Below are 12,029 nucleotides of genomic sequence, written 5' to 3' on the forward strand. Positions count from 1 at the left end.
TAATATAAGAAATTTAATGTACTCAATACATCATTTTTATAGTTTATTAAACTACGTTATCACTGCAAAAACTATAAAAAACCGTCTTATTTTAAAGACATTAAACCTCAATATCGATTATATTGTGGTACTAAGTCATATTAAATAAGACGGCTAATTATTTTAAATTGTCATTGTTATCTAATTTATACTACTTTTCGTTCATTTTAGTTATCATTTTTGCATTACGGTCTATCATTTTATCAAAATAACCTTCATAGCGTTGCCACTCATCGTCAGTGATTGGGTCCATATTTAAGCGTCCACCTAAATCTTTGATGGCATATAGTAATAAAAACATGGTGTCTTGTACAGTAATCTTTTTATTTAAAAGCGTTTCAAGGGATGCCATGCATTGTGGTTCAATATCAGGATAAATAAACTTAGTTGTTTCACCTTTTAAAGCACGGTCATAAAAATGTTTCATCATTAATGCACGTTCTGAACCCGAACCTTCAACACATAGATAGACTTGAACTGCAATACCGCCTCTTACACGTCTTTGTGAAATGCCTGCAAACTTCTTACCATTAATACTTAAATCGAATTTTCCAGGGCAATAAGAATGTGTAATTTCAAGAGTATCTATATCTATATCTTCGTCTTCGAACATTTTGGCAACAAGCAAATACATAACAGTAAATGCTTCATCAATTGTCGTTTCTGACTGCCCTTTGAACATTAATGAAATATTTAATATTCCTTGATCTAAGACAACCCCAAGACCTCCCGAATTACGTACAATCGCGTTATAGCCCATTTCATCTGTTAGATAGGCAATACCATCCTTTAAGAAAGGTAATCGAGAGTCATGAATACCGAGAATAACAGTATGTTGATGAATCCAAGTTCTCACTACGTTAGGTGATAAATCTTTACCTACACTTTCGCTAAACGTGTCATCAAAAGCAAATGATTGCATAGGTTCCAAACCACTGGAATGGTCAATGTATCGCCATTCTATGTCATTAAAATATTTATTTGCTAAGTCCATTATTGTAATGATTGTGCAGCAGTAATAATTGATAAGTTATAGACATCTTCAATTGAACATCCACGAGATAAGTCATTTACAGGAGAATTTAAGCCTTGTAAAACTGGACCAACTGCATCATATCCACCTAATCTTTGAGCTATTTTGTAACCAATATTACCTGCTTCTAAACTAGGGAAAATGAAAACATTTGCATCTCCTTGAATTTTAGCACCTGGCGCTTTTTTCTCAGCTACACTTGGTACGATTGCTGCATCAAATTGGAATTCGCCATCAATAACAACATTGTCTAATTGTTCTTCTGCTACTTTATCTTGTGCTAATTTCAATGCATCTTGAACTTTAGTCACGTCATCTGATTTAGCAGATCCTTTAGTTGAAAAGCTTAACATAGCCACTTTAGGTTCCATACCAAAACTTTGTGCAGATTTAGCACTTTCAACAGCAATTTCAGCAAGACCTTGTGCATCTAATTCAGGGTTAATTGCACAATCGCCAAAGATATATTGTTCTTCGCCTTTCATCATAAAGAAGATACCAGATGTTTTAGATACGCCAGGTTTAGTCTTGATAACTTGTAATGCTGGACGAACAGTATCACCAGTTGAATGCGCTGCTCCACTTACTAAGCCTGCTGCTTTACCAGTGTATACAAGCATTGTTCCAAAGTAATTAACGTTTTCTAATAATTCTTCAGCTTGTTCTTGTGTTGCTTTGCCTTTACGGCGTTCAACAAATGCGTCTACTAATTCTGCTTTCAATTCACTTGTTGAAGGATCGATGACTTCTATATTAGCAATATCCAAACCTTTGTCTTCTGCTAAGGATTGAATTTTTTCTTTATTACCTAAAACGATTGGTGTTACATAATCTGTAGTTTGTAATTGTGTAGCCGCAGTTAACACACGTTCGTCTTCCCCTTCAGGTAACACGATATTTACATTTTTTCCTGATAATTTGTTTTCTAATACATTTAATAGATTAGCCATAATGTCCTCCTTGAATTTCTTTTTCATAATAACGTTTACAAAACTAATTATACGTTATTTTAAAATAGAATTCCATTTCACTTTTTTGTAATCATTTACTTAGGAGCTGACTATTTATTTATGATAAAATTTAATGTGAATTGATATTATAGAATTAAAGGAGCGATAAACATGAGTGAAGCAGCCGAAACATTAGATGGTTGGTATAGTTTACATTTATTTTATGCAGTTGATTGGGCTACTTTTAGATTAGTCCCTCAAGAAGAACGCGAATCAATGATTGCTGAATTCGAAAGTTTCGTGAACGATAAATCTAAAGCTAGAAGCTCTCATACAGGAGACCAAGCTATTTATAATATTACAGGACAAAAAGCCGATTTATTATTATGGTTCTTACGTCCTGAAATGAAAGACCTTAATTTAATTGAAAATGAACTTAACAAATTACGTATAGCTGATTTCTTTATTCCGACATACTCTTATGTGTCAGTCATTGAATTAAGTAATTACTTAGCAGGTAAATCTGATGAGGATCCATATGAAAACCCTCATGTAAAAGCTAGATTATATCCTGAACTACCACATTCTGATTATATTTGTTTCTATCCTATGGATAAACGTAGAAATGAAACATATAACTGGTATATGTTACCAATGGAAGAAAGAAAATCATTAATGTATAACCACGGAATGATTGGGCGTAAATATGCTGGTAAAATCAAACAATTTATCACTGGTTCTGTCGGCTTTGATGACTTTGAATGGGGTGTTACTTTATTCTCAGATGACGTCTTACAATTCAAAAAAATTGTTTATGAAATGCGTTTTGATGAAACTACTGCACGTTATGGAGACTTCGGAAGTTTCTATATAGGTCATATTTTAAACCCTGAAAACTTCAATCAATTTTTCAAAATTTAACAGTTGATTATCAGAGAATTCCTATTTTTATATGAATAGGGATTCTCTTTTCATATCTATAAACCAATTAAAAAAGTACACTTTGCAAGCAAAGTGTACTTCTGACGTGTAGTATCCTTGGGAGAACTTTAATCACTACTACGTATAAGTTAACTAAATTAAATATATTGTCGCTACCCAATATATTTTGTAATAGTTAACTAATATTAATTTAACCTTTTTGAAATATTTGAAACATTATTTTAGTGTTGAGTTATATATAAAATGCAATAAGTTTATATAAGTATCAATTTATACATTTTCCTTTTATTTTTCTAAATTTTATCGAAAAATCATGAATTAAATTGCTTATCAATTTTGTCATTCACTTCTTTTTTCTATATAGTTATTAAAACTGAAATGTTTTACAGCCTTTCTTTATCGCTATATAATGGTTTTTTCTCTTTTCATACTCTATAATTAATATATCTAAATTTAAAAATTTTAAAAACTGGTGATTAAATGACAAAAGTAGTAAATGAAAACGAGCATGAACGTCTCATCAAAGATGTGGTTATGTTAGCCGCACGTGTTTTACTTGAATCTGGTGCTGAAGGTACACGGGTAGAAGATACAATGAATCGCATCGCTAAAAAATTAGGTTATCAAGAAAGTAATAGCTTCGTTACAAATACCGTTATTCAATTTCATTTACATAATGAAGCAACCCCACGTATGTTTAGAATAAAAACAAGAGACACTAATTTAATTAAGATTTCACAAGCAAATGAAATTTCTCGTTTAATTACTAAAGGGACGATGGGTCTTGAAGAAGCTAAAGAAAAATTAGAAAAAATTTATGTCGCTAAAAGAGATAGCAGCCTTCCTTTTAAAGGATTTGCCGCAGCAATCATTGCAGTTAGTTTTTTATATTTACAAGGTGGTTCCCTAGTAGATATTATTACTGCTCTACTTGCAGGTAGTTTAGGTTATCTGGTTGTTGAAATACTAGATAGAAAGTTACATGCTCAGTTCATACCTGAATTTATAGGCTCTGTTGTTATAGCTTTGATTGCTGTAACTGGTCATACTTTAGTACCTCAAGGTAATCTTGCGACCATTATTATCGCTTCAGTCATGCCTATTGTTCCTGGTGTATTGATAACAAATGCGATTCAAGATTTATTTGGTGGCCATATGCTTATGTTTACAACGAAATCTTTAGAAGCACTTGTCACTTCATTTGGTATAGGTGCAGGTGTAAGTTCAATATTAATATTAATCTAGGAGAGTTGTTATATGTTTTGGATTTTAAATTTTATATTTAGTTTTTTAGCATCTCTGTTCTTTTGTGTCATATTCGATGCTCCTAGAAAATTATATCTATCTTGTGGATTTGTTGGGGCTTGTGGTTGGATGGTTTACACACTGTTCTATAATGGATTAGAAGCTCATACAATATATTCCAGCTTCTTCGGTAGTCTTGCATTAGGTCTATTAAGTCACTATATGGCTAGATATAAAAAAGAACCCGCTATTATTTTTATGGTAACTGGAATTATACCTTTAGTTCCTGGCGGTCTTGCTTACGATGCTACTAAAAGCTTAGTTTTATTACACTTTAATAAAGCAATCAATACCATGCTTGAAGTTACATTAATTGCAGGTGCTATTGCTTTAGGTTTACTGTTTGCAGATCAAATTTCAAAAATCATTATTTCTGGGTTCGCTATAACTAGAAAAAAACTATAAATATAAAAAAAGTCATGATGAGTATTTAAGAGGTTCTCTCTTTTCTCATCATGACTTTTTAATTATTATTTATTTTTGACTGGTTCATCAACCATGTTTTCTACCTCATCTTCACTTCTGTTTAAAATTAATCTACTTAATTCATCGTTATCAATTTTTTTCAATTTAGGATAGCGAATGACAAAGAAAATCAATCCTAATACTAACCATACACCTAATGCAATATAAGATGGTAATGAAAGTGATGCTGGTGTACCAGGTATTAATAATAAACATAAGAAAATGAATGATACGACTGAACCAATAATACCGAATGTTTTATAAATTGGTGCATACGTATTACTTTGTTTATTGTAACTGAATAACTTAGTAGCAGATAAACAAGTCACAAAGTATGCTACAGAAACACCTGTTGAAGACATATCAACAATCCATGTTAACGCAGTACGTCCTAACCATGGTGCTATTAAAGATACCGCAACTAAGAAAATAATTGCTACATAAGGTGTCTTGTATTTACTATGAATGCGGCTAAATACTCTTGGCATAATTCCTGAACGTCCCATAGAGAATAGTAGTCTGCTGGCACTCATCAAGAATCCATTTAATCCAGTAAAGATACCCATCATAATAGCAATAGCTAATACAGCTAAACCAATATAACCAAATGCTGTTTGTGTTTCTGCACCTGTTAACCATAACTGGCCATTTAAACTTTTTTGATCTGTACTTAACCATCCTGTATATAAAATCATTACAACATATGTCATAGATGCTGCAAGTAAACTATACACAATTAACTTAAATGTTTTGTTTGGTGCAAAGTTAAATTCTTCGGCTGTTTGTGGTATATTATCGAATCCTACATAAGCCCATGGAGCAATTGCTACTATAGTGATAATAGACATGAACCAACCTTCATGTGGATTTGATAATGGTTTTAAGTTATCTAAGGCAAAGTTATTACCAAAGAATGAACCAAAGAACATTAATAATACTACAATAACCATAGCTACACAAAAATAATATTGTAATGACCCAGATACACTTGCGCCTCTAATAGCTATAAACATAAAGACAAGTAATAATACTGTTGCAATAATAATTTCAGTTATGTAGACATCCCAACCTGCAACTGAATACATTTTTCCGTTATTGAGTACACTTGGTAATAAAAATTTAATCAATAAACTAAAAGCGGTGGCATTCAATGCTACAACACAGACATAACCAAAGGTTAAGAACCATGAAGAGAAGAAACTTACATATCTACCAAAACTTAAGAAACTAAATGCAAATGCCCCACCAGAAACGGGGAATTTTTCTACTAAAGCACCATAACTTACTGCGATTAAAATCATAAGTATAGCGCCAATGACAATACCAATGGACGCAGCTACAGGACCTGCTTGCCCAATCCAATCCCCTGGTAGTATAAATGCGCCCCAACCAATACATGAACCATATGCAATCGCCCAAACAAACTTTTCTGATAAGTTCTTTTTGAGGTCGCCTCTATCTACCTTTTTATTTTCGTTATTTTCCATAATTAAAAACTCACCTCGATGTATGTGTATACCCGAAAAGGTGAGTCATGTAACTTAAATATCGAATTATTATTAATTTTATTTCAAAAACTGAACTAACGGTTTTATTAACCTGAAAACTTAAACGTTGCAATAATTAACATTAACCAGCCGACAATAAATAATACGCCACCAATTGGTGTAATAGCACCTAATATTCGCACTTGTGTTAAAGCTAATACATATAATGAACCACTAAAGAATACAATACCAAAGAATATTAACCATCCAGCCCAATTAATGTTGATTGATGTTGTTCCGCCAATCACACCAATAATTAATAATGCTAGTCCATGGTACATTTGATACATTGTCGCTTTTTCCCAAACAGACATGTACTTTTCTGATAGCTTACCTTCTAAACCATGTGCACCGAATGCACCAGTTCCAACAGCCATCATTGTATTTAAGGCTCCTAATATAATAAATAATTTCATCATAATTTATGTTCTCCTTTATGTTTAAAAATCAAATATAGACTCACCATTGCCTATTTCATCATCAGTCGTCATTAAATTAGAATTAGAGATTGAATTCGTATTGGTTGGTTGAGATTTTGCACTTTCCGTATTAGAAACTTTTCCACCCATTGCTCTAATTTCTTCAACTGTCACATTATCATATCCAGATTTACTACAATTATCACTCATTGGTTTATTCGCTGTACTTACCTCTGTATGCGTAAAATCATTACCTTTAGATTTTCCCATACTCATTTTGTCTGTAGCCGAAGATGTATAAAGTGCTGTAATTGCATGTATCGCATACATATGTTTCTCAAAATCTTGTTGTGAAGTTGATTCGTCAGCTTGAACGAGTTCTCGTTCTATTAATTGAATCACTTTGTCTTTATCCATGACTATTATCCTCTCTTTCACACCAATGAATAGGCGTTTTACCTTTTGATACTAAAAATGAATTTGCTTTTGAATAAGGTTTAGAGCCGAAGAACCCTCTATACGCAGATAATGGACTTGGATGTGGTGACTTTATTATATAATGCTTAGATGTATCGATTAATTTTATTTTTTGTTGGGCGGGTTTTCCCCATAAAATAAACACAACATCTTCTCTTTCCTCTGAAATGGTACGAATCACTTCATCTGTAAATATTTCCCAGCCAATATCTTTATGGGAGTGAGCATCACCCTGTCTTACAGTTAATACTGTATTAAGAAGTAACACACCTTCTCTTGCCCAATCCTGTAAATGTGGTGACTGACGTCTACAACCTATGTCTTCTTCTAATTCTTGGTACATATTTCTTAATGAAGGTGGAAATTTAGCATTAGGTTGTACTGAAAAAGCTAACCCATGCGCTTGATTAGGGCCATGATAAGGATCTTGCCCTAATATGACAACTTTAATGTCTTCAAACGGTGTTAAATCAAAGGCTTGATAAATATTTTCTCTATCTGGATAAACAATTTGTGTTGTATATTCTTTTTCAAGAAAGTCATGCATTGCCTTGAAATCATGTTTAGACGTAATATTATGAAAAACTTCAGACCATTCCATCCTTTTTCACCTCAAAGATATTTTAACATATCTCTACCTTCAAATTATAATTAGGTTTAATGTAAACTTTTATTTAAAATAAGTTTACAAATTATCTTGAATTATATATAGTTCATAATAAGATGAATTAAAAGTTTGGAGAGACGTATATGTGTACAGGATTTTCATTTTACACAAAACAGCAACATCATTATTTAGCTAGAACTATGGACTTTGCTTTTGAATTTAACGGCATACCAACTGTAGTACCTAGAAATTTTGATTATCAATTTGATTTAGAACCATCTATGAAACTCACTTACGGTTTTGTCGGCACTAATTTAAAGGTAGGTCGATATCGTTTTGGAGATGGTGTTAATGAATGCGGCATCGCTATTTCAAATCATTATTTTACTGGCGAAGCATCTTATAGCAAACATAAACGTTATGGTTATTTTAATTTAGCTCCTGAAGAATTTATCATATGGGTGCTTGGCTTCACTAAAAATATTCAAGACTTAAAGCAAAAAGTCAAAAAGGTCAATATTATGCATGAGAAGAATGAAACGTTGAACATTGTACCACCGCTTCACTTCATTATAACTGACCGTGAAGGTCATACTGTGTCAGTAGAACCACATAATGGTTTGCTTATTGTTAAAGACAATCATATAAATGTGCTTACTAATTCACCCAATTTAGAATGGCACATACAAAATTTAAGAAATTATGCTTTTTTATCGCCTGAAAAGTCTACTAATCATTTAGTAGGCAAATTATTAGTAAAATCTATGGGTGCTGAAGCAGGTACAAATGGATTACCAGATGGATATACTTCTCCTGAACGTTTCGTAAGAGCAAGTTATTTAAGACATCAACTACCACAATCAAACGATGAAGAACAAAATTTGATTAATTGTTTTAAAATATTAGATTCTGTAAGCATTCCTCAAGGTGCCGTCATTGATGCTGGGGAAACACACTACACGCAATATCAATTAGTAATGGATAGTAAAAATAGGACTTATTTTTTAAAACCTTATTTCACAAACCAAATATTTAAAATTCAATTAAATGAAGACTTACTATCAAAAAATGATATGACATTTATCGATATTGATCATCAGTTAAAAATAACTCATCTTAACTAATTAGATAACATGATAAATAAACTTTATAATATGACACTATTTTATTTTGCTACTATGTGAATCGTGATATGATGGTAACAGTATTAGAAAACATTGGGAGTGAATTCAAATGGCATTAAAAAAAGTATTAACAATTGCTGGTTCAGATACTAGTGCAGGTGCTGGTATGCAAGCTGATTTAAAAACTTTTCAAGAATTAGACGTATACGGTATGGTAGCTTTAACTTCTATCGTAACTATGGATAAAAAAACATGGTCTCATGATGTAACACCATTACCTATGGATGTATTTGAAAAACAACTTGAAACTGCTATTTCTATTGGTCCAGATGCTATTAAAACTGGTATGCTAGGTACAGAAGAAATCATTAAACGTGCTGGTGAAGTTTATGAACAATCTGGCGCTAACTATTTCGTTGTCGATCCTGTTATGGTTTGTAAAGGTGAAGATGAAGTACTTAACCCGGGAAATACTGATGCAATGATTCAATATTTATTACCTAAAGCAACAGTGGTTACCCCTAATTTATTCGAAGCTGGTCAATTATCAGGATTAGGTAAACTAACTTCTATTGATGAAATGAAAAAAGCAGCTCAAATCATTTATGACAAAGGTGCTCAACACGTTATTATTAAAGGCGGTAAAGCTTTAGATCAAGATAAATCATATGACTTGTACTTTGATGGTAAAACATTCTATCAATTAACTACAGATATGTTCCAACAAAGCTACAATCATGGTGCTGGATGCACATTTGCAGCTGCGACAACAGCTTATCTTGCAAATGGTAAATCACCTAAAGAAGCAGTCATTGCAGCAAAAGCATTCGTTGCTTCAGCTATTAAAAATGGTTGGAAAATGAACGACTTTGTTGGCCCTGTTGACCATGGTGCTAACCGTCGTATAGAACAAATTGACGTTCAAGTAACTGAAGTTTAAATATAATCATAGATTTTATTAAATAGACTAGGCTTACACTATCGCATGTTTTGTATAGTGTAAGCCTTTTTCATTCTATTAATCACCTAACTTCTACCTACATATATAGTCGTAGTTGATTATCCAATGATAGACTGAGTTAAAGTTGATACCAAAGCCTCATGTCTAATGGTTGATGAACGTGTATGATATAAAGTGTAGAGAGATAAAGGAGGTATAACAACATGATTATTCATAAACAAGATATCCAAGACGGTATTCCTAAATACGAAATCATTACTAAAAAATTCAAATCAATCACTGTTAAGTTTGATGAAACCTTTAATAAAAATGATATCTATCGATTACTCTCTCTACTTGAAAATGACGTCGACAGAATGCATTTCAGTCACGCATGATTGTTATTTTCAGCATCAAGAATCTACAGATTTAAAGTTTAAAAGGTAAAAGATCCATGTTTCAAACGTTCAAACAATGGTTTTAAAGTTTCTTGTCCCCTAACTACAGACACTTTAAATGCCATCATCCCTAAAATACTCATCTTAATAACGATAAAAAGTGCTAATGTTAACCAAAGTTGTCCCCTTTGGTGGTTCAGAGAGAAACTTTGAACCTTCTTAACATTAGCACTTTTCTATTAAAAAAAGAGTCTTATGACAATTGTATTTAACAATTACCACAAGACTCACATATTAATTAAAAGTCTTCTTTTTCTTGTCGTTCTTTTACCCACCATAATGCTTTTTCAGGGTGAGCTTCATAATAAGCTTTATCTTTTTCATTATCTACGTTAGGGTAAGAACCTTTAAGTGACTTACCTGCTGTAGCTGCATGTAATAATGTAATAACTAAGAATCCAATAACACTAATTGCTGTTAAGTAATAAGCTGGTGCTAATACATTACCTGTAGCTTCAACTAACCATGAAGCAATTAATGGTGTTGTACCACCAAATAATGATACAGATACGTTAAATGTTACTGATAATGTACGATATCTAATATGTGTATAGAATATCGTTGGAAGTGATCCTGGCATTGTTGCTTCATAAGTTGATAAGAAGAATCCTAGAATTAAGACACCAATGATAATGAACGGTAATGATTTTGTTGCTAATAATGAAAATGCAACAATACTTAATAACGTTAATCCACCAGTACCGATTAAGAATACTTTCTTTTCACCTATTTTATCTGCCAATTTACCGAATCCTAAAGCTAATGGAATCATAATTGCCATGATACAAGTAATGATGACACTAGTTGTCGTTTGATCTACTTTTGCAACTTGACCTAAATATGTAGGTAAGTATGCTGTCACCATATAGTTCGTAACGTTAAAGAATACTACTGCTACGAAACAAACGATGATATCTTTGTAGTAATAACGAATGATACCAAAGAAATTAATCGTATCTCTTTTCGGAGTTTCTGCAACATCATTTTCAAATACAGGTGATTCTTCCAATTTTCTACGTAAGTATAATCCAAATAAACCTAAGAATAAACCTAAAATAAATGGAATTCTCCAACCCCATGCTTGCATTTGATCATGAGTTAAGAAGAAACTTAATAATGCAATCATAATTGAAGCTGCAATATAACCAGATAATGTACCAATTTCTAATCCACTACCTAAGCTATTACGCTTTTTATCTGGTGAAGACTCTGCAACATATGTCATTGCACCTGCATATTCCCCACCAGTAGAGAAACCTTGTAAAATACGCGCTAATAACAAGAGAATAGGTGCCCATATACCAATCGTGTCATAATTTGGTAGTAAACCAATTGTTAATGTAGACAGTGCCATTAATATAATTGTTGTAGTTAATACAACTTTACGACCGTATTTGTCTCCCACAATACCAAATACGATACCACCTATAGGTCTAAGTAAGAATGCAATCGCTAATGCAGCAAATGTAAATATTTGCTGAATTTGAGGATTGTCGACTGGAGAGAAAAAGTTCGCTCCTATGTAAGCTGTCGTATAAGCATAAACACCAAAGTCAAACCATTCCATGGCATTACCAATACCGGTTGCGACAACGGTTTTTTTCGCTTTTTGAGCGTCGACCATGTTAATATTTTCTTTTTCGAAATCCATGTAATTTAACACTCCTTTGTATGTTACATAATTATACTATGATAGTTAATGTTGTCAAATTGATTTAATTTT

13 protein-coding genes are annotated in these 12,029 nt (G+C 32.4%); 6 read left to right on the forward strand and 7 right to left on the reverse strand.

Annotation, left to right across the window (positions count from 1 at the left end; all coding sequences use genetic code 11):
• Positions 1–190 precede the first annotated feature (190 nt).
• Both CD121_RS07380 and pta read right to left on the reverse strand, forming a co-directional pair.
• Complete coding sequence (locus CD121_RS07380; RefSeq protein ID WP_126567739.1) at positions 191–1,033, reverse strand: lipoate--protein ligase family protein; 843 nt, start codon at positions 1,031–1,033, stop codon at positions 191–193.
• Positions 1,033–2,022: a phosphate acetyltransferase gene (gene pta / locus CD121_RS07385; RefSeq protein WP_117238842.1), complete on the reverse strand. Its 990-nt coding sequence runs from the start codon at positions 2,020–2,022 to the stop codon at positions 1,033–1,035. The genes CD121_RS07380 and pta overlap by 1 nt, the downstream gene beginning before the upstream one ends.
• 171 nt (positions 2,023–2,193) lie before the next feature.
• On the opposite strand from pta, the gene hemQ reads away from it, so the two are divergent.
• The 3 genes from hemQ (at position 2,194) to CD121_RS07400 (ending at position 4,674) form a co-directional block, all read left to right on the forward strand.
• Positions 2,194–2,943 (forward strand): hydrogen peroxide-dependent heme synthase, encoded by a 750-nt coding sequence (gene hemQ, locus CD121_RS07390; RefSeq protein ID WP_126567742.1) that lies wholly within the window; start codon positions 2,194–2,196, stop codon positions 2,941–2,943.
• Positions 2,944–3,444: 501 nt separating this feature from the next.
• Positions 3,445–4,209, forward strand: a complete 765-nt coding sequence (locus CD121_RS07395; protein ID WP_017636382.1) for a threonine/serine exporter family protein — start codon at positions 3,445–3,447, stop codon at positions 4,207–4,209.
• 12 nt (positions 4,210–4,221) lie between these two features.
• On the forward strand, positions 4,222–4,674 hold the full coding sequence (locus tag CD121_RS07400) for a threonine/serine exporter family protein (RefSeq protein ID WP_017636383.1): 453 nt from the start codon (positions 4,222–4,224) through the stop codon (positions 4,672–4,674).
• A gap of 65 nt (positions 4,675–4,739) precedes the next feature.
• On the opposite strand, the gene CD121_RS07405 is transcribed toward CD121_RS07400, so the two are convergent.
• From CD121_RS07405 to CD121_RS07420, 4 genes are all read right to left on the reverse strand, one after another.
• Complete coding sequence (locus CD121_RS07405; RefSeq protein WP_017636384.1) at positions 4,740–6,221, reverse strand: APC family permease; 1,482 nt, start codon at positions 6,219–6,221, stop codon at positions 4,740–4,742.
• 107 nt (positions 6,222–6,328) lie between these two features.
• Positions 6,329–6,697, reverse strand: a complete 369-nt coding sequence (locus CD121_RS07410) for a DUF423 domain-containing protein (RefSeq protein ID WP_096807881.1) — start codon at positions 6,695–6,697, stop codon at positions 6,329–6,331.
• A gap of 24 nt (positions 6,698–6,721) precedes the next feature.
• A complete protein-coding gene (locus CD121_RS07415; RefSeq protein WP_126567744.1) occupies positions 6,722–7,117 on the reverse strand; it encodes a YwdI family protein in 396 nt (131 codons plus the stop codon).
• A complete protein-coding gene (locus CD121_RS07420) occupies positions 7,110–7,778 on the reverse strand; it encodes a uracil-DNA glycosylase (protein WP_017636387.1) in 669 nt (222 codons plus the stop codon). The genes CD121_RS07415 and CD121_RS07420 overlap by 8 nt, the downstream gene beginning before the upstream one ends.
• Before the next feature lie 149 nt (positions 7,779–7,927).
• Here CD121_RS07420 and CD121_RS07425 point away from each other — a divergent pair, with 149 nt between their 5' ends.
• The 3 genes from CD121_RS07425 (at position 7,928) to vraX (ending at position 10,246) form a co-directional block, all read left to right on the forward strand.
• Positions 7,928–8,908, forward strand: a complete 981-nt coding sequence (locus CD121_RS07425) for a choloylglycine hydrolase family protein (RefSeq protein WP_126567746.1) — start codon at positions 7,928–7,930, stop codon at positions 8,906–8,908.
• Between the two features lie 109 nt (positions 8,909–9,017).
• Positions 9,018–9,848, forward strand: coding sequence for a bifunctional hydroxymethylpyrimidine kinase/phosphomethylpyrimidine kinase (thiD, locus tag CD121_RS07430; protein ID WP_126567749.1), 831 nt, complete (start codon positions 9,018–9,020; stop codon positions 9,846–9,848).
• A gap of 224 nt (positions 9,849–10,072) precedes the next feature.
• On the forward strand, positions 10,073–10,246 hold the full coding sequence (vraX, locus tag CD121_RS12260; protein WP_017636390.1) for a C1q-binding complement inhibitor VraX: 174 nt from the start codon (positions 10,073–10,075) through the stop codon (positions 10,244–10,246).
• A 298-nt stretch (positions 10,247–10,544) separates the two neighbouring features.
• Here the strand turns inward: vraX and CD121_RS07435 are convergent, their stop codons facing one another.
• Positions 10,545–11,957: an MFS transporter gene (locus CD121_RS07435; RefSeq protein WP_017636391.1), complete on the reverse strand. Its 1,413-nt coding sequence runs from the start codon at positions 11,955–11,957 to the stop codon at positions 10,545–10,547.
• Between the last annotated feature and the right edge of the window lie 72 nt (positions 11,958–12,029).

Origin of the sequence: Staphylococcus pasteuri, from assembly GCF_003970495.1 — a bacterium.
In the GTDB taxonomy this organism is placed as follows: Bacteria; Bacillota; Bacilli; order Staphylococcales; family Staphylococcaceae; genus Staphylococcus; species Staphylococcus pasteuri.